The organism is Actinoplanes sp. OR16, assembly GCF_004001265.1.
Lineage (GTDB): Bacteria > Actinomycetota > Actinomycetes > Mycobacteriales > Micromonosporaceae > Actinoplanes.
In genome coordinates, this window is the sequence record NZ_AP019371.1 from 8,008,227 (window position 1) to 8,026,156 (window position 17,930).

Consider the following 17,930-nt stretch of genomic DNA (forward strand, 5'->3'; position numbering starts at 1 on the left):
TCTACACAGGCCGGCGCAGGTGACGGGAGAGGGCCGTGGCACACGACGAGTGGCAACCGGACGTGGACGTGCACTCACCCGATCGATCGGTACGCCTGCGTGCCGACCACGCCGGTCAAGCCCGGGTCGACCTGTGCGACCTGCACCGGCACACCGAGGAGTCGCTCGCCGGTCAGGTGCGCGCCGCCGCCCGGGTGGCCCTGGCGGCGCTGCAGGCGGAGCCGGTGGTCCGACGGGACGGAGATCGCTGGTGACGCTCCCTCGTACGAGGCTGATGGCTCTTGTCGCCGTCGCTGCCCTTCTCCTCGCCGGTGGCCTGGTCTGGTGGCTGGGCCCGCTGCGTGCTCGCCCGTGGGTCCCGACCTGCACCGATCTGGCCCCGGCGCTGCAGGACCAGGTGGGCGGCGGCTGGACGGTGACCGATCCCGACGAGGGCCGGGAGGGCGGCGAGCACCAGTCGAGCACGACGTGCACGATCTCCTTCGTCACGGCCGACCAGAAGTACACCGGCACCCTCGACATGGCCGTGGCCGCCGCGCTCGACGAGGACGGCGGCGCCGACGAGGTGGCCGGCGCCCCGTGCGGAGACTCCGATCGGCAGGTCGCGGTGCCGCCGGGCTACCAGGCGTACCGGGTGTGCTCGACGACCACCGGCGCGACCACGCTGGTCACCGTGTGGGCGGCGAAGAACGATCGCTGGGGCTCGGCGGGAGTGTCGATCAATCTGCGGGACGGCGATGCGCAGGCCGCCACGGCGTACGCCCATGATGTGGCTCGTCTGGCGATCGACCAAGCGCTGACCATGACGGAGCCGGAGTAGGGGAATCGGCGATGGGACACCTGGAGCGCTACTACGAACAGGTCCGCGACATCCGCGCCACCGGCTGGTCGCCGGGAGGAACGGTCTCGGTCACCCGGGAGGCGGACGGTGACCTCGACGTGTGGATCCGGCCCGGCACGCTGAGCCGGCACACCGACGACGAGATCGCCTCCGAGATCCGCGCGGCGTTGCTGGCGACAGTGGCCGACCATCGACGCCAGTTCATCGAGGTACGCACCCGGCACTTCGGATCGCCGCTGTTCGCGACCGCTTACACGCCGCCCGAGCCGGTGCGCACCACACCGGGAGGCTGGTCATGACCCAGCCGTTGCGGGTGGAGACCCGGGCGCTCGTCGCTTACGCCACCGAGCGGTACGAGGACGCCGTCACGTGCGGCGCGATCCGCCGTTTCCTCGATCATGTCGGATCAGTTCCGGTCGCGGCCTGGGGCACGCTGCCCGACGTCTCCGCCAAGCTCGCCCGCGACTGGGCGATCGCCCTCGACTACCGCGTCGACGAGGCGATCGCCGGTCGCGACGAGATGGAGCGGATGGCGGACACGCTGCTGCAGATCGGCGCGGATCTCGAGCACACCGACATCGTCAGCGCCACCTCCTTCGACGTGGTCAACCAGGATCTGGCGCCCTACCTGCCCGCGGCGGACGGCTACGACACGCAGATCCGGACGCGGCCGGGCGGCGCCGGCATCGTGACCACTCCCCACAACCAGCATGATCCGTACGAGCGACCGCCCGTGGTGATCCCTCCCGAGAACACCAGGCTCTCCGCGGTCGGCCGGGAGACGCTCCCGAGCACCCGGATCGTCGAGGAGCCCATCTCGATCGGCAGCAGCGACGGCAACGACCTGACCATCGGCGGCGGCCGGACGACGTACTTCGAGAACGGCGGCGGCGACGCCCTCGACCAGTTCGTCCAGGAGTACCGCGGCAACCTGCTGATGCTCGAAGCGATGCTCACCGAGATCGGCTCCGGCCTGCGGATGCCCCTCTCCGACCTGATCATGAACGCGTGGAGCAGCTCCCCCGACGTGATCCGCAACCGTGCCGACCTGCTGCATTCGGTGGCGAACACGTACCAGACGCTGCGGACCGACATGACCGAGGAGACGACCAGCCTGGGCCGCTACTGGGACGGCAACTCGGCGGACGCGTTCGCCCAGCACGCCAAGGCCCGCACCACCTGGATCTCTCAGGTGCAGGAGCAGGCCGGCTGGCTCGCCGAGGAGGGCAAGAAGGCCGCCACGATGATCGAAGGCCTGCGCAACGCGTACGCGGCCGCCGGCTACGACCGGATGAAGGAGCTGCTCGACGCCATGCAGGACTACGCCACCCGGGTCCGGGGCCTGTTCTCCCCCTGTTCCAACGCGGAGGACAAGCTCCTCGAGGTGGCCACCGCCTACATCACCTTCATGGCCGAGTCCGAGAAACGAGCCATCACCGAGTTGGCCGCCCTGGTCAGAATCGACGAGCAGGAACGCAAGGAGAGACCCGACCTGGGCACCCGGAGCCACGACGCCATCCGCCCGCCGGCGCCGGCTGTGGGCGGCGACATCTGGACGGACGGGGGCGGCTGGACCCCGAACCCGGAGCGACCGCCGCTCTGACTACCACTCCGCGGACACGGTCCACCGGCGAAGGACAGCTCCCGCGCCAATTCGGACCCCTCCTATCTCGAAGTTGATCGATGCACAATCGAAGGCATGACCGTGACATATCGGCGGCCACCCGCGCCGCCCGACGGGTCTGAGAAGCCCTCCGTCGCCAAGCCGCGCACTGACGGCGACGGCTCGGACGCACAATCCGACCCACCCGAGAGCAGCAGCACCGGCAGCGGCAGCACCGGAGGCGGGGGTGGAGGCGGCGGCAGCAGCACCGGCGGTCGTAGGAGCGAGGGCGGCGGCAGCGGGGGCGGCAGCGGCAGCCGGGGCACCGGCGGCGGGGGCGAAGGCGGAGGCCACGTCAGGAGAGGTGCTGCGGCGACAGCGGTCGGACTGACGGCTACCGGATCGAAGCTCGCGGGTCCGGGCCAAGCCCCGCAGGCGCCCTCCGTCTTCGGCTGCCGATGACCATGGCGGCTGGCCTGCCGACGCCGGGCCAGAACGAAGCCGTCAGGGAGTTACACGCCGTAGAACGGCTCACCGACGCAGGCGTTCAGGTCGCCGCGGTACCCGAGCACACTCTCGACAACGGCTACCTGGCGATCGAGGTGATCGTCGACTGCCGGCGGCCGGCCGACTGGAAGCCGCTGGTTCCGCTCGGGGATACCGAGCCGGTGACGATCCTCGTACCGCCCCGCTATCCGCTGCAGCCGCCGCTCGTATCGACCCCGCACCGGCGGTTCGCGTTCCTGCCGCACGTGGTCTGGGGTGACGGCGTCTGTCTGTATCTGGCGGAGAACGACTGGGCGCCGAACAACGGCATGCACGGGCTGGCCACCCGGCTCATCGCCTGGTTCCGCATGGTCGCGGAGGGCACCCTCAGCACGGCCGATCCGGTCCTGGAGCCGCCGATCACCGAACGCTCGCGGGCACAGGCGAGGCTCATCGTCCGTCCTGATCTCCCCCAGCGCCTCGCCACCGACCCGAGGCCGTGGATCGCGATGGCCGTCATCGAGGCGGCCGGCGGCTACACCTACGAGGTACGCGGCTGGCTCAGCCACAGCGATCCCCTGCCCGCGGCGGCGGGCGCCGGCAACCGGACTTTCCTGGCGCCGGTGCTCGGGCTGCCCGACGAGGTCGGGTTCAGTTATCCCCGGTCCTGGGGCGGGCTCCTGGCCGCCATCGCCGGGCAGAGCATCGTGTTGCCGGAGTTCGACGCCGCCGTTCAATCGTCGGTCGAGCGCACGGGCTGGATGTGGACCGCCGACGAACGTCCCGATGCCCGGCCGCTGACGCTGGTCCTGATGGTCAGTCCCGCACCGGGCCCGCGAGCGTCCCGGTCACGTGCCGCCTACCTGGCGGCGTGGACCATCGAGACGCCCGATCGCCGATTCCGGCCCGGTCAGCAGGGCGACCCGGTGGTCTGGGTGCCGGTCTACGACCAGCGCCCGACTCACACCGTACGGCGCGACGCCACCCGTCCAGCATCCTGGCTCCGATCCCGGCGGGTGCTGCTGCTCGGCTGTGGCGGGCTCGGCGCGCCGATAGCCGAGTACTGCGTGCGCGCCGGCGCCGCCGAGCTTCACCTGGTGGACAAGGGTGTCGTGCGGCCCGGTGTCCTCGTGCGCCAGCCCTACGGCACGACCGACATCGGATGGCCCAAGGCCCGCACACTCGCGGCACATCTGGCACAGGCGGGTTCGGAAACGTCGATCGAGCCGGTGACGGCGGACGCGGTCGAGATCATCATGCGGCCGGAGGGGCCACCGGACGTCGATCTGATCGTGGACGCGACGGCCGCGCACACGGTGGGCGCCGCCCTTGAACGAACCCGCTGGCGACACGACGGCCCGCTTCCTCCGCTGCTGTCGGTCGTGGTGGGCCACGACTGCTCACTCGGCGTCGCCACTCTCGCGCTCACCGGCGCGAACGGCGCCGGTAACGACATCCTGCGACGGCTCGCCGTCACGGCGAGCGACGACAGCACGCTCGCCGACGTTCTCGACGAGTTCTATCCGGATCTGCCGCGGAGCGACAGGTTCATACCGGAACCCGGCTGTTCGGATCCGACGTACCGGGGATCGGCCGCGGACATGGCCTTCTTCGCGTCGTCGTTCCTCAACGAGGCACTGCAACTGCTTCCGGATGATCTCAATCCCGCGACACCACGGCGATGGGCGGCGGTGGTCCGCTCCCCCGCCGCGGCCGGCAGGCGCAGCGGGGTGGACCGCCGGCACTGGCGTGAGCAGCTGACGACGATCGACACCACGAACGAGTACGAGGTCAGAATCGATCGCTTCGCGTTGGCGGACGTCCGCCGGGAAGTGATCCGGATGGCGGAGCAACGCGGCGGCGACGTGGAGACGGGCGGTCTGCTCCTCGGGCAGATCGACCGCGCCGCCCGGGTCGCGTGGGTGTCGGAGGCTCAGCCGTTGCCGGCCGGCAGCACCGCATCGACGGAGGCTCTCGTGCTCGACCCCGCGAAGGCCAGGGACGCGGTGAACCAGCGGCGTTTCCGTACCCGGCGGCTCGTCGAGTTCATCGGCGCCTGGCACACCCATCCCTGGGCCGCGGCGCGGCCGTCAGGTGACGACACGCTGGCGATGGCGAAGATGGCGGCGGACAACGGAGCACCAGTCGTCATGGTGATCTTCGGCAACGGGGCGGGCGACAGCTGGGAGCGATGGCTCGACGGGAGCGGGGTGCCGGAGTGGTACGCCCGCCTCTACTTCCCGGCCTGATCGGCGTGAGGGGGCGAAGGTGGCGGACGACGAACCGGTGGACCTGAACGCGTGGGCCACACCGCCCGGCCCGTTCCGGCTGTCGTGGACCGAGGAAGTCCTGCGCGACGCGCTCAAGTACGCACGCCGGATCGAAGAGCGGCCGTACGAGATCTTCCTTCAGGGCTCGTACGCCAACGAGACGAACATCGACGAGTCGAGCGATGTGGACCTCGTCGTTCTCCTCAAGCTGCCGTTCGAGGAGAACGTGGACGCGCTCGACGCCCACGACATCACCAACTTCAACGAGCGATACGAGCAGGATCCGTACGGGTGGAGGCAATTCCGCGCCGCCGTGATCGCCTCGTTGAAGGAGTCGTTCTTCGTCCACGAGGGTGACAAGACCGCCGGAATCCAGGACTGGGACTCGCTGGTCCGGGTACCCGCCGACATCCTGCCCGCGATCGAATACCGCCTCTACTCCGGTTTTCCGTCGCCCGGTCACGAGATCTACGAGGAGGGTGTCTTCTTCCGGAACGGGGCGCAGCAGCCGATCGTCAACTTCCCGAAGCAACATCTTGCGAGAGGCAGGAAGAAGGACTTCGACACCGGGCGCCGATTCAAGCAGGTCGTCCGGATCGTCAAGCGTCTGCGCCGCTGGGCGATCAAGAACAACGAGATGACGAAGGCGACGATCCCGCCGTACTTCATCGAATGCTTCCTCTACAACGTCCCCGACGGCATCTACCGGAGCGACACACCGGCGCAGGCGGCCGACGGCGCCATCGAGTGCCTGTACGAGTGGTGTCACGACGATCGCCCCGCGTTCGAGGCTCTCCCCTGTCAGAACGGCCTGATCCCCATCTTCGGTGACGGCCCCGATCAGTGGGAGGCCGGCCGCGGGGTGTCGGCGATCGACGCCCTGTCCGAGGCGTGGGCGAAGCTGCCGAAGTGAACAGCTGGACAGCCGCGCAGACGGCGGTGATCGTCGTCGCCGTGATCGCGGTTCTCGGCAGCGCGATCTCGGCAGCGATCACCTATCTGCTCAGTCAGCGTGCCGTTCAGCGGGAACGCCGGGCGAAGGCCTTCGCCGAGGCGTTGAACGCCGTCGAGGAGTTCGCCGAGCTCCCGTACCGCGTCCGCCGCCGCCTCGGCACACCGCAGGCACGCCATGATCTGACCGAGGAGATCAGCAGGGCACAGTCGCAGCTGGCGTACCACCAGGCGCTCTTGCAGATCGAGGCGCCCGAGGTCGCGGAGCCCTATCGGTCTCTGGTGAGGGCGGTGAAGGAACAGGCCGGCACCCAGATGGCGGAGGCCTGGCTCAAACCGGCGCTGACCACGGACACCGAGATGAACCTGGCGAAGGCCTATCCCCGCGACCTGATCGACTCCGCGCGGGACACCTGCATCGACGCCATGCGGATCACCCTCGAGCGCCGGCGGCTGCGCGACGCCCCCATCGTCAGGCGCTCGACGGCTGCCCGATGAGGGCCGGCACGATGTGCCCGTCGACCAGCTTCCTCTCCCGGGGAGGCAGCGCGGCCAGGATAGCGTCCCGGTGGTCCCTGCCCAGCTCGGCCAGCAGCTCGGCGGTCGTATTCGACGGTGTCTCGGCCAGCAGGGCCGCGCCACCCTCGCCGGACGCGGCGGCCAGGATCTGCGCCGCCTGTTTCTCCGGCAGGTGCGCGAAGATCTTCGCCGCCCGTGCCGGCGCCATCTCGGCCATGACGGCCTGGATCTGCCGCAGGTCCAGGCGGCCCAGGAACCCCGCGGCCGGGTCCGGATCCATCGCGGCCAGCAGGCCGGTGAGCCGTGGCATCGGCAGCGTGGCGATCAATTGCAGGCTGCGGCCGAGTTCGAGCGTGAAGAACAGGTCGGCGGCCAGTGAGACCGGCACCGCGGCGTTCGCGAGCAGGGCGCTGGTCCACGGAATCGGCATCTTCGACACCAGGGCCTCCGCATCGTGGCGCGGCATCATGATCAGCGGCTTCGCCGCCGCCGAGAACGGAACCTCCGACATGATCAGTCGCGCCTTGTGCGCCTGCATCAGGGGTAGGTGCTCAGCGGCCATGGCCGGGTCCTCGCACTGCAGCAGTGCCGCCGCAGCGCCGGTCTCCATCTCCTCGAGACAGAGGGCCGCGTGTGACGTCGACATCGCGTGCAGACATTCGACGGCGGCCACCGTGTCCATCTCGGCGAGGTATCCGGCGCACAGCGCGGGCGGCACCGCGTCCAGCGCGGGACCGAGCCTGCCGTCCGCGACGAGAACCGATCGCGCGCTCAGGACGGCGAGCGCCTTGCCCTTCGGGCTGCCGTCAGCCGGTGTGGCGAGTCGCTCGGCGACCTCCGCGACGCTGGGGTACTGCAGACGCCTGCGGTGCCGGGCGGCGGCTGCGACACGGTTGCGGGCATCGATCCACTTGGCGATCTCCACAGTGGGCACGCCGCACTGCTCGGCGAACTTGTAGACCACCCTCACCCGCGGCAGGACGCGACCGGACTCGGCGTTGCCCAGGGTGCTGCGCGGGATGCCGGTCATCTCGGACAGCTCCCGCAGGGTGAGCGGATCGTCGAGGGCGGAGGAGCGCGGTGCCGTCAGCCGCAGCAGCACCAGATTGCGGGCCAGCTGAACCACTGTCGTCACCGATGTGGGATCGGGTCGGCTCGGCCCGGGGACAACTTCCGTCGACATTCGCCCATCTTTGCCAGCCGAAACCGATGTTGTCCCATTCGATAGCTCGAACAGGTGAATGTGAATCATTCAAAAACAGCCTCGGACGGGTGAAAGTGCGGCCTATCCAGCTGTCAACCCCGGCACGATGCCGCTGATCTCCTTACGCCCAGCTCAACGTGCCATATTCGCGATCTTCACAGGTGCTGCCGGCAGCGACCGGACGAGCCGCCGCCATAACGCCGAACCGGATTTCCCATGGTCAAGCGTGTTCGGACAATCGGTCCGTTTCTCAGCGGGGCGATCCCCGACATTGAGCGCACGTCCACACTGGGCACTGCAGTGCTTCGCATTGCAACAGAGAGGGCGGTGATCGGAGTCGACCCGATCACCGCCCGGCCCCCCGAATGGACACGACGCGAGCCGTTCGACCAATCAGGAGATGAAATGAACCCTAACCGCTTCAAGGGCGATGTGATACCGCCGCCGTCACCTCTGGGTGAGAAGGACGGCTGCGATGTCCCCATCCAGTGACAACGACGACGGGAGGCAGCGCCGATGGCTGCCCCGCCGCTCCCACCTGAAGATCGCCGGCGAGGTCCTCGGTGCCGTCGCCGCCCTGACGGTCGTCGCAAGAGCTGTGATCGCCGTAGCCGAATCGCTGGCGAAGTGACGAGAGGCAGACCTTAGAGGGGTGGCTCCGGACCCCGTGCGGGCACCGGGGCCACCGCTGGTAGTTGCGAGTGACGGAGCACGTCGTGCCGGCCCAGCTCTCCAACTGCCGGGGATCACCGGCGCTGAGTTCGGACAGCTCGCGATGTGGGTCGCCGACGGCTTTTCGGGAAGCTCACGTTCCAGCACGGCACGCCCGACGTCTTTCCTCGTCCCTGCGGGGTCCGGCCGCCACCGGGGAAGTTCCACGAGCCATTTCTGCTCGTCCTCCGAGCCACGCCTGACCGTCGGGTCGGCCGGATTCGAACCGGCGGCCCCTCGCTCCCAAAGCGAGTGCGCTACCAAGCTGCGCCACGACCCGTTCTCACATCGAGCGGAGAAGACGTCCGCGGAAGCGAGAGGATTCGAACCTCCGTCGGTTGCCCGATCCGCCTTAGCAGGGCGGTGCCATAAGCCACTCGGCCACGCTTCCCGAAGGAACTGATACCCGTCACGGTAGGGCCGGCGGGCCGGGCGGGACAACGCATTTACGCCGGCCGGAAGGCCCCTCCCAGCAACTGCGCGGGCGTCGCGTCGGCCAGCGCCGGCGTGGCCACCACGAACGGCCCGGACACGTTCGTCCGCGCGCCCTGCGACCGGTGGTCCCCCACGACCCCGGCCATCATCTGCATGGCCGCGGTGGCGACCTCCTCCTGGCTGTACAGATCGTTACCCAGCGTCGAGACCGCCGCGTGGATCTTCATGGCGATCTCGGTAGCGGTCGGGGCGGCCAGATCCGTCTCGGTCTTCCGCCCCTCGGAGGGCACCAGCCCACCGGCGAACGTCCCACCGGCGTCGAGGATGACCGCCGCGACCAGCCCCCAGCCGGCCGCGACCGGGCCCAGCACCGTGCCGATGACCACCGCCGTGATGGTTCCCCACTTGGCGACGTCCGGGTCGCATCCTCCACCGAGGCTCTGCACGGCCTGAATGGACTTGTCGAGCAGTTCGAGCACCGACTTGCGGAACCGGCAGTAGATGGCCTTGGTGCATTCCAGCTGGTCGCGGGAGAGCCGCATCAGCTCCCGGTGGTTCGGGACGACGTTCTGCAGCGGGGTGAGGAAGTTGTCGGTGAAGTTGCTGGAGAACGCGCCCTGCCAGCCGCTCATCTCGGTGCGGACGTCGTTGATCCGTACCAGGGCCGCGTTGGCGCCGACCCAGTTGCCGGTGAAGTCCGCTTCGCCTTCGAACATGCCCTCGATCTGGGCGAGCGCGTCGATGGCCGGGTTCAGCTCGTCCGGGTCGGGCACCAGGAGGCGTTCGAAGGTGGGGACGATCCACTCGTAGTCCTGGGTGCGGACCCGTTCCCGGTACTGCTCGACCTCCTCCGGCGGGATCGGCGAGTTGAACGGCAGGTCGGGGTGGTCGCCGGCCCACTTGTCGTCGACGGCGCGTTTCCACGACGCCACGTCCTCGAGGGTCTGCCGGATCAGCTCGTCCTTGAGGCGCTGGGCCTGCCGGCGCACCGCCTGCTCATATGCCGCACCGGCCAGTTCCGGCGGTGTGGCGGCCCGCCCGCTCACGGCGTCCGGTCCGGGATGCCGTAGTCCTCGCCGCTGCCCGGCGACGGCGGGTTCGAGGCGACGTCGCCGGGGTCGTGGTTGATCCGCCGGCTCAGATAGTCGCCGAGTTTCCCGCCGATACCGTCGACCTTCAGCAGTTCGCCGGCGTTGTCGATGTCGGTCTCGTTGTAGACCAATGCGGCGGTACGAACACCGCGCGCCGCGTCGAGGACCGTATCCCCCACCTGAGCCATCGTCAGCTGCAACTCGCCGCGCAGTTCCTGCCAGGCGGCCCCGATGGCGCTGGTCATGACACTGGCGCCGGGGTACGCGTACGCGTTGACCCGGAACGCGTCGCTGCCACCCGCCGCGCCGCCGAGCAGCCGGTTGGCGTCGTAGAACACGTCGGCCACACGCGGCAGGTGCACGTCGGACACCCGCCACAGCCGGTACAGGTCACCCCCGGTGACATTCTCCGCCATGATCCCCCGCTCCCCTCCGTCAGCTCGCCGGCCCGCGCCGCCGCAGCAACCAGATCACCGCGCCGGCGATCACCACGAGGGCGGCGCCGCCGAGCACCATCAGCCACACCGCCGGCACTCCGTCGTCGCCGGCCTCCTCAGCGGCCGGCACCGGCTGGGCGAACACCCGGTTGCCGACCACGTCGATCAGGTAGATCGAGCCGTCCTGCGCGGTCCCGGCGCCGAGCAGCACGACACCGGTGCCGAAGGTCTGCGCGTCGAGCGCGGTGACCGTACGGACGGCGCCGCCCGGCGCGATGGCCCGCACCTGCCGCGCGGACGGGTCGACGGTGAAGACGTCGCCGGATCCGGCACTGACCGCCGACACCGCGCCGGCCGTCGTCACCGCGGACAGGTCGCCACCGCGCAACCGGTGCAGCGCGTTGGCGCCGGAGATCCACAGATCGCCCTGGTCGTCGACGGCGAGCCCGTTCGGCGCGGCGATCCCACCGGTCACGACCTCGCTGACCTCACCGCCGGGGGTGTACCCCAGCACCCGGTTGTAGTCCTGATCGGTCACGTAGAGCGTGCCGTCCGCGGCTGCCGCGATGGCGCTCGGACCCTTGAGCGGCGCGCCGATCTGATCACGGCCCATCGTCGCGTCGGCGCGCACCGAGATCGTCCCGTCGGAGGCGAGCGCGTACACCCGTACCGCCGTCGTGTCCGCGATGAAGAGCGTGCCGTCCGCGCCCAGCGCGAGGTCGCTGGGGTATCCCAGCGAGATCTCGGTCCCCTTCGCCGCGGCGGGCAGCGGCCCGGTCTCGTTGCGCGCCTCGCCGTCACCGGCCACCGTCCGGATCATCCCGTCCGGGCCGACCGCGCGCACCCGGTGGTTCCCCGTGTCGGCGATGTAGAGGGTCCCGTCGGCGGCGACCGCCGCGCCTTCCGGATTCTTCAGCTCGGCCTGCACCGCCGGGCCGCCGTCGCCGGTGAATCCGTCGCCGCCCGAGCCCGCCGCCGGCCGCGGATTCGCGTCGGTGGGCTGTGCCGCGGCCGGAGCGGGCGTGATCAATAGGGCCAGCGCCATGGCCGCGGCCACCGCGAAGCGTCGTCTTTCCCCCATCGCAGATATGTACCACACATCCTCAGGTACGTTGGCGTCTGTCAATCGGTTCGGTTCCGATCCGGCGACACGGGGAATGAGCATGAACGATATCGGTCAGCAGTTCCGGATGATGTTGGTAACGGGCACCTCGCCGGACGGTAATGTGCGCGCCACGATCACCGGTGAACGGATCTTGCGAATCGACTTCCAGCGCGACTCTTTCGAGTGGTACGACGAGCAACGCCTGGAACGCCAGCTCGCCGGCCTGGCCACGAACACCTGGGTGGCCTGGGAAAGAGAGCGCCGGGAGATCAGCAGAACGGCATCCGGCCTGACTCACGCGGAGGCCGATGAAGCACGGCAAACCCATAAAGATCAAGAGCTTTCGTCGTACGGGGAAAAGCTTCGCTCGATCGAGTGCACTGGTATCTCTTCCGGTCAGACTGTCGCTATCCGGACGATCGGAATGACACACTGGCAGGTCAGTGTCGCCGACGGAACCCTCCGCATGCTCGACGTCCGCCGATTCGCCGGAGAGCTGCGGTCGGCGTTCGAATCACTGCTGCGCGACCGCGAATCAAAGATCATTCTTCTCCGCGCCGAATACTTCGACCTCGGCATTCCCCGCCACTGGCGAGACCGCGCGGCGGGCGCGTGACGCGGTGCCCGATGACGGGCCGATGCTGCTGCTGTTCTGCGGCATGCCGATCGGTTTCGCCGATTCCACATTCACGCCTCCGCGTGTCCGCCGGGCTCCGCTGCCGGAGATACCCGGCCGGACCACCCGGGTGACTTCCCGCACCGGCCCTCATAGCGTGAACAGCAGCGAATTCTCCTGCGGGGAGGCCACATGTCCGGACCGGAACCCGATCAGCTCCACCGAGACGTCGTGCAGGCGGCCCTTCCGCTGCTGGGCGAGCTCCACACCATGAGCACCGCGCAGATCGCCGCTGCGGCCGGCGTCGGTGAGGCCGACCTGCTGGCGGTCTTCCCCGACAACCAGGCGGTCCTCCAGGCGTGTTTCACCGCGCTGACCGAGGTCATAGCGGCGGTGACGGACCCGTCCGCAGAGATGCGCACGATCACCGCGATCCGGGTGGATCAGCCGCTCGCGTCCCGGCTCGTCGAGGTGATCGAGGTCCTCGCCGCCTACAACCGCCGCATCCGCACCGAACTCGACGCCTTCCACCGAGGCATCCGCCCCACCGAAACCACGGCCGACGCCACCCGCCGCCGGGAAGGCCTCCGCTCGTTCGTCAACTCGGCGGAACTGCGCGGAGCCGTCGCCGCCCTGCTGGAAACCGACGAGCAGCACCTGCGTCTCCCACCCCCGGTCCTGGCGGACGCGTTCGTCAACATGGCCTTCGGCGGTACTCGCCTGCTCCACCCCGACGGATCGCCGCTGTCACCCGAGCAGATCGTCGGCCTCTTCCTCCACGGCGCGCGGAGGGTGCCGTGATCGGTGGCGCTGCGAGTGCGGTCATCGCCGGGTCTTCGCCAGCTGCCTGCGCTGAACGGCCCACCCCGTCCCGGCGACCGCCAGCCAGACGACCGTCGTCAGCGCCGCCTCCACCTCGCCGGCGGGATCACGCAGGAAGCCGAGCGGATCGGGGAACGCCCGGGCCAGGCCACTGAGGACGAGCGCCGCCCCGCCCAGGGCGCAGACGACGGCCAGCGCCGCCAGGCGATACCGCTGGGTCACCAGGCCGCCGATGAAACCGCAGGCCGCCACGAACAGGACCAGCAGGATCACGCTGCCGCCGTCGGGTTGCAGCAGGCCGAAGACCTTGGCCCCGATCACCGTCCCGGCCAGGCCACCGACGAAGAAGAGCCCGACCCGGAAGACGAACCGGGCCAGGAGCAGCGCGATCAGACCGGCGGCCACCGCCACGAGCAAGGCCGTCGGCAGCGAGGCACCGAACGGCTCGGTGATCAGCCAGCCCACCGCCAGACCGGATCCGAAGACGGCGAGGTTCAGCGAGCGGACGCCTGCGAAACACAGCAGTACGCCGATGAGCAGCACTCCGAATCCTGACGTATCCACGCGGAAGAGCCTCCTGTTCCGAAGAGCCGTTCACCACACCACGGCCATGACGACGGCGACAGCCGGGCCGGTGGCGCGGGCACGTGGCGTGGTGAGCATCAGGATCACCGCGATGATCGGAATCGGGCTCAGTGCCACACCGATCGCCTCACCCATGCCCTGCACTCTGTCCGGTGCCGCACCGCGAATCATCATCCCGGGGAGGTGAGCGCGCAGTGGTTCGCCTCCACCGGGTTGTCACAGCAGCGTCGTCAGCACGCCGCCGTCGACGCGGACGGCCGTTCCGTTGATCGCCGAGGCGGCCGGGCTGGCGATGAACGTCACCGCGTTCGCGATCTCGGCCGGTTCGATGAAGCGCCCGAGCAGGGACGTCGCGGTGGCGCCGATGATCGCCGCCTTCATCTGCTCCTCGCCGATGGCCTGTGCCCCGGCCAGAGACTTCACCGTCCGAGCCACCCCATCGGAGTACGTCGGCCCGCCCAGCACCGAGTTGACGGTCACCGCCGTGCCCTTCGTGAGCTTCGCCAGCCCGTTGCCGACCGACAGCATCGCCGTCTTCGACGTCCCGTAATGAATCATGTCGGCCGGAACGTCGACGCCGGACTCGCTGCTCACGAACACGATCCGTCCCCAGCCCCGGTCGAGCATCCCGGGCAGCAACCGCCGCGCGAGCCGGACACCGCTGAGCACGTTGACCTCGAAGTACAGCCGCCAGTCGTCGTCCGAGATCAGCTCGAACGGCTTGAGCTCGAACAGCCCGACGTTGTTGACCAGGATGTCCACGCCCGGCAGCCGCTCGCACAGCCGGTCGACGTCCCCGGCGACAGCGAAGTCGCCGGCCAGCCCACTGACCGCCACGCCCGGAGCCTCGCGGCGCAGAGCCTCGACGGCCGCGTCCAGCCTCACCGCGTCACGCCCGTTGAGAATCACGTCGACGCCTTCCCCAGCGAGGGCCCTGGCGGTCGCGAAACCGATGCCCTGACTGGATCCGCTGACGAACGCCGTCTTCCCGGTGAGCCGCAGGTCCATGCATCCTCCTCATCAGTGAGCCTCCTCAACGTGGCGAGGGCCTCGCATGCCGGCGCCGGACAACGGCCCGGCACCTTCGAGCCCTGGGGCCAGGGTGAAAATCGCTCAGTGGCCGCGCCGATGCGCGGCCGCAGCTCACATGCTGTCGCCGACGGATGAGCAACGGATGAGCAGATTCCCGCGACGGTGGGCATCATCGGCGCATGACTGGTTCATCGGACGCCGGCGTGGCGCCCACCCCGGAGACGGTCCTGGCCCGCATCAACCGGGCCGGTCTGGATGAGCCTCTGTTCGTCGCCGGGCGCGCCCGGGCGCCGAGCCTCGAACAGGGATTTCTGCGGCGCGACTTCCGATGCGTCGGTGCCACCGGCGAGGAGCCGCTGAGGCAGGTGCGATGGTCCGGCCAGCCCGTGCGTTCCGATCTCGACATGTTCCTGGCCGCCTACCTCGCCACGCCCGATGCGGCACGCGGCCCGTTGCTCGTCCTCAGCCCTCCCGGCGGCGGCAAGACTCTGCTGTTGAGCACGCTCGCCGCCCGCCTGCCGCCGGAGCACTTCACCGTGATCCGCGTTCCCCTGGACGCCGTCAATCCCGGCGCACCGGTCAGCGCCCAGGTGCACGAGGCTCTCTGGCAGGCCACGAACGGACGTGTCAGCTGGCCCGATGTCGGTCTCTTCGACGACGACGGCTACCTCGTCCTGCTCGTCGACGGGGTGGACGCCGCCGCCCGGCCCGGGTATCTCTCGGAGGTCGCGGAGTTCCAGCGGCGCGAAAGCCTGCTCGGCCGGCCCGTCGCGGTCATCGCCGCGACCGACACGGGCCTGGCCGGCCGGCTCCGAGGTCCCGACGGCATGCCGGTCCTGCTGCTGGAACCGTTCGACGACGAGCGGATCCGACTCTGGCTCGACACCTGGAACGCGGTGAACTCCGCCGACATCGCCGCCGGCCGGCTGAACGGGGTCGGCGCCGACACCGCCGGCCTGCCCGGTCTCGGAGGCTCACCGGAACTGCTGACGTTGATGACGCTGGTTCTCGCCGAGAACGGCGACGCCCTGCCCCGCGACGGGGCCGCGCGCTACAAGGCCGTGCTGGAGCTGATGCTCCGCCGGCGACCGGCCCCCGTCATCCCGGTCGAGGAAAGCGTGCGGCTGCTGGGCGATCTGGCGATCACCACGTTCCACCACGGCCTCGACACGGTCGGCGAAGACGAACTGACGGTGGAACCACACGCCCTGCGGTGGCTCATGCGATGTCCCTTCGTCAGCGTCTCCGCCGGCCGGTCGTACGGTCTGCTCGACAGCCAGACAGCGGACTTCCTGGTCGCCGACCGCCTCGTCGTGACGCTGGCCGGCCGGGAACCCTTCCCCGGGTTGCAGGCGATGTTGTCGCATCGGGTTCTCGCAGCCCGCCCGCGAGTTCTGGACTTCGTCGCCGGCCTCTCGATCGGACGCCACGACCTCCGCGCGGTGCTGCGTGCCGCGCTCGCCGAGGCCCGCGGGTCCGCGCCGCCGCCCCCGGTGCTCGCCGGCTTCGCCACCCTCACCGCCAATCTGGTGCTGCTCGCCGTCACCGTCGGCGACACCGCCGACGGCGTCGCCGTGACCGACCTGATGCCGCCCGGCGCCGACCCCGGCTGGGCCTGGCGATGCCTGGTGCTGGCGTGGGACGCCGGGCTGCCGCGTCCGGCCTGGCACGCGATCGTCGATCGGCTCGAGCTGATCGACGGCCACATCGTCGAGCGCACGCAGGAGCCGGCCGACGACGAGTACCGCTCCGTCGCCGAGGCGAGGCTACGAGGGGAAACGTCGCTGGCCACCACCATCGAACGTGGACTGGATCAGCGAGGAGATCCCGGACGAGGGATGCCGGACACCCCCGGCGCTGGATAACATCAACCACCGGTTCGCAGCCAGGAAGGCGGGTGGCGGTGGCCCTCACTCTGGAGATCGACGTCGTCTGGCCGGATCACCGCACGGTCAAGGTGCGCTGCCGCGGCCAGTCGCTGCTTCCCAACCGCGATGACGACGACCCCGCACCGGCGTTGTTCATGAATGACGTCGACGTCATCTCGATCGCCGCCCTGCACGCGTTCCTGCGCCGGATCACCCGCAACGCCGCCACCGGAGAGGTCGTCCAGGTCGGCGGTCTGGAGCCCACGCTTCGCGCGATCCTCGAAACGCTCGACATCGTCGGACCACCGCCTCGTCCCATCGTGGTCGGACTGGGACCGGCGTGACCGCTCCGACCCCGCCCGCCGCGGTCACGACAACGACCGGCGTCGGCGATCTCGCTGTCGCCGCCGCCGACGGCACCCGCAGTACGGCCCGATGGCTGGCTTCCGCCCTCGGCGCCATCCCCAGCCTGGCGGTGCTGGCGGCGCTGGTGCGCGCGCCCGGCGACGGCGGGTTCGACCCGGCCTCGCTCATCGGGGGTGTCACCCTGGCGGCGATCGGCGCCCTGGTCGGGGTGCTCGGGTTCGCCGCCGTGCTGGTCCCGCTCTCGCTGGAGACGACGGACCTGTCGAGGATGGACCTGTCCAGGATTCCCGGGCAGCCGTTCCGTGCGGCTGCAGAACTGGCGTCGCGATTGGAGGCCAGCCGGGCCGGCGCGAACGACGCCGAGGGGCAGATCCTCGTCGCTCACGCGCGGGCCCAGGAGGCCGAGCATCAAAGGACCGCCGCCGAGTCCACGCTCGTCGGCGCGGAACAGGCGAGCGAGGCGAAACCCAGGGACAAGGCTCTCACCGAGGCCGTACGGGAGGCTCGCATCAGCGCGGCCGAGAAACGCGTCGCCGCAGCGTCGGCGACCGCCCGGCTGACATCGCTGCAGTTCAGCCTGGCGCAGTGGAGCGAGCAGGTACGCCGGGCCGAGCTGGTCCAGCGCGACGCGTTCCTGCTGCACGCCGCCGACGTCGTACGACGCAGGTTCTTCATCGCCCGGATCCTGGCCTGCTTCTCGGTGGCCCTGGTCGCCGCGGGTGTGCTGCTCCTGGCCACCGCGCCGGAACCGAAGCCGAAGGACAGCGCACCGATCCTGCTCACCCTCACCCTCAACGACGCCGGCCGGAGGGCGCTCGGCTGCGACGTCGACACGATCACCGCGGTACGCACGGGCGGCACCGACGCCGCACCCACGGTGATCACGGTTCCGGTGCCGGGCTGCCCGTCACGGGTGCTCACCTTCCCCGTCACCACGCCGACGCCGCTGGGCCGCGCATCCGTCGTGCCGGCCCCGAAGGCGTCCTGA

20 protein-coding genes and 2 tRNA genes are annotated in these 17,930 nt (G+C 69.9%); 13 read left to right on the plus strand and 9 right to left on the minus strand.

The features are described from left to right. Positions 1-35: 35 nt before the first annotated feature. The 7 genes from EP757_RS36825 (at position 36) to EP757_RS36860 (ending at position 6,649) form a co-directional block, all read left to right on the plus strand. Entirely contained in the window at positions 36-254 is a 219-nt protein-coding gene (locus tag EP757_RS36825) for a hypothetical protein (RefSeq protein WP_127552975.1), read from the plus strand. After that, positions 251-820 (plus strand): hypothetical protein, encoded by a 570-nt coding sequence (locus EP757_RS36830; protein ID WP_127552976.1) that lies wholly within the window; start codon positions 251-253, stop codon positions 818-820. Before EP757_RS36825 ends, EP757_RS36830 begins: the two co-directional genes overlap by 4 nt. Before the next feature lie 11 nt (positions 821-831). After that, positions 832-1,140: a hypothetical protein gene (locus EP757_RS36835; RefSeq protein WP_127552977.1), complete on the plus strand. Its 309-nt coding sequence runs from the start codon at positions 832-834 to the stop codon at positions 1,138-1,140. Next, positions 1,137-2,444 carry a hypothetical protein gene (locus EP757_RS36840; protein ID WP_127552978.1) on the plus strand — a complete coding sequence of 436 codons (1,308 nt, stop codon included), beginning with the start codon at positions 1,137-1,139 and terminating at the stop codon, positions 2,442-2,444. Before EP757_RS36835 ends, EP757_RS36840 begins: the two co-directional genes overlap by 4 nt. Before the next feature lie 458 nt (positions 2,445-2,902). Further along, complete coding sequence (locus EP757_RS36850) at positions 2,903-5,179, plus strand: ThiF family adenylyltransferase (protein ID WP_127552980.1); 2,277 nt, start codon at positions 2,903-2,905, stop codon at positions 5,177-5,179. A gap of 19 nt (positions 5,180-5,198) precedes the next feature. Continuing rightward, positions 5,199-6,113: a nucleotidyltransferase domain-containing protein gene (locus EP757_RS36855; RefSeq protein ID WP_127552981.1), complete on the plus strand. Its 915-nt coding sequence runs from the start codon at positions 5,199-5,201 to the stop codon at positions 6,111-6,113. Beyond that, positions 6,110-6,649, plus strand: coding sequence for a hypothetical protein (locus tag EP757_RS36860; RefSeq protein ID WP_232050201.1), 540 nt, complete (start codon positions 6,110-6,112; stop codon positions 6,647-6,649). The genes EP757_RS36855 and EP757_RS36860 overlap by 4 nt, the downstream gene beginning before the upstream one ends. Here EP757_RS36860 and EP757_RS36865 read toward each other — a convergent pair. Then, a complete protein-coding gene (locus tag EP757_RS36865) occupies positions 6,624-7,805 on the minus strand; it encodes a magnesium transporter MgtE N-terminal domain-containing protein (protein ID WP_160165996.1) in 1,182 nt (393 codons plus the stop codon). The two genes, EP757_RS36860 and EP757_RS36865, sit on opposite strands and share 26 nt — an antisense overlap. A gap of 544 nt (positions 7,806-8,349) precedes the next feature. Here EP757_RS36865 and EP757_RS43080 point away from each other — a divergent pair. Continuing rightward, positions 8,350-8,505, plus strand: a complete 156-nt coding sequence (locus EP757_RS43080) for a hypothetical protein (RefSeq protein WP_160165997.1) — start codon at positions 8,350-8,352, stop codon at positions 8,503-8,505. Positions 8,506-8,791: 286 nt separating this feature from the next. On the opposite strand, the gene EP757_RS36870 is transcribed toward EP757_RS43080, so the two are convergent. The 5 genes from EP757_RS36870 to EP757_RS36890 form a co-directional block, all read right to left on the minus strand. Further along, a tRNA-Pro gene (locus EP757_RS36870) sits at positions 8,792-8,865 on the minus strand. Positions 8,866-8,893: 28 nt separating this feature from the next. Further along, a tRNA-Ser gene (locus tag EP757_RS36875) sits at positions 8,894-8,976 on the minus strand. A 55-nt stretch (positions 8,977-9,031) separates the two neighbouring features. After that, complete coding sequence (locus tag EP757_RS36880; protein WP_127552984.1) at positions 9,032-10,066, minus strand: hypothetical protein; 1,035 nt, start codon at positions 10,064-10,066, stop codon at positions 9,032-9,034. Continuing rightward, positions 10,063-10,527, minus strand: coding sequence for a hypothetical protein (locus EP757_RS36885; RefSeq protein WP_127552985.1), 465 nt, complete (start codon positions 10,525-10,527; stop codon positions 10,063-10,065). Before EP757_RS36885 ends, EP757_RS36880 begins: the two co-directional genes overlap by 4 nt. A 19-nt stretch (positions 10,528-10,546) precedes the next feature. Then, positions 10,547-11,629, minus strand: coding sequence for a hypothetical protein (locus EP757_RS36890; RefSeq protein ID WP_174262481.1), 1,083 nt, complete (start codon positions 11,627-11,629; stop codon positions 10,547-10,549). 82 nt (positions 11,630-11,711) lie between these two features. On the opposite strand from EP757_RS36890, the gene EP757_RS36895 reads away from it, so the two are divergent. Both EP757_RS36895 and EP757_RS36900 read left to right on the plus strand, forming a co-directional pair. Then, positions 11,712-12,269, plus strand: a complete 558-nt coding sequence (locus EP757_RS36895) for a hypothetical protein (RefSeq protein WP_127552987.1) — start codon at positions 11,712-11,714, stop codon at positions 12,267-12,269. Between the two features lie 192 nt (positions 12,270-12,461). Then, positions 12,462-13,070, plus strand: a complete 609-nt coding sequence (locus EP757_RS36900) for a TetR/AcrR family transcriptional regulator (protein ID WP_127552988.1) — start codon at positions 12,462-12,464, stop codon at positions 13,068-13,070. Between the two features lie 21 nt (positions 13,071-13,091). Here EP757_RS36900 and EP757_RS36905 read toward each other — a convergent pair whose 3' ends face one another. The 3 genes from EP757_RS36905 to EP757_RS36915 form a co-directional block, all read right to left on the minus strand. After that, positions 13,092-13,655: a DUF4203 domain-containing protein gene (locus EP757_RS36905; RefSeq protein ID WP_127552989.1), complete on the minus strand. Its 564-nt coding sequence runs from the start codon at positions 13,653-13,655 to the stop codon at positions 13,092-13,094. A gap of 30 nt (positions 13,656-13,685) precedes the next feature. Beyond that, positions 13,686-13,811, minus strand: coding sequence for a hypothetical protein (locus tag EP757_RS44535; protein WP_255435308.1), 126 nt, complete (start codon positions 13,809-13,811; stop codon positions 13,686-13,688). Positions 13,812-13,892: 81 nt separating this feature from the next. Then, entirely contained in the window at positions 13,893-14,684 is a 792-nt protein-coding gene (locus EP757_RS36915; RefSeq protein ID WP_127552990.1) for an SDR family NAD(P)-dependent oxidoreductase, read from the minus strand. A 203-nt stretch (positions 14,685-14,887) separates the two neighbouring features. Here EP757_RS36915 and EP757_RS36920 point away from each other — a divergent pair, with 203 nt between their 5' ends. From EP757_RS36920 to EP757_RS36930, 3 genes are read left to right on the plus strand one after another with little or no spacing between them, the layout of a single operon-like run. After that, positions 14,888-16,573, plus strand: a complete 1,686-nt coding sequence (locus EP757_RS36920; RefSeq protein WP_127552991.1) for an NACHT domain-containing NTPase — start codon at positions 14,888-14,890, stop codon at positions 16,571-16,573. A gap of 38 nt (positions 16,574-16,611) precedes the next feature. Further along, a complete protein-coding gene (locus EP757_RS36925; protein WP_127552992.1) occupies positions 16,612-16,920 on the plus strand; it encodes a hypothetical protein in 309 nt (102 codons plus the stop codon). Continuing rightward, positions 16,917-17,930, plus strand: coding sequence for a hypothetical protein (locus tag EP757_RS36930; RefSeq protein WP_127552993.1), 1,014 nt, complete (start codon positions 16,917-16,919; stop codon positions 17,928-17,930). The genes EP757_RS36925 and EP757_RS36930 overlap by 4 nt, the downstream gene beginning before the upstream one ends.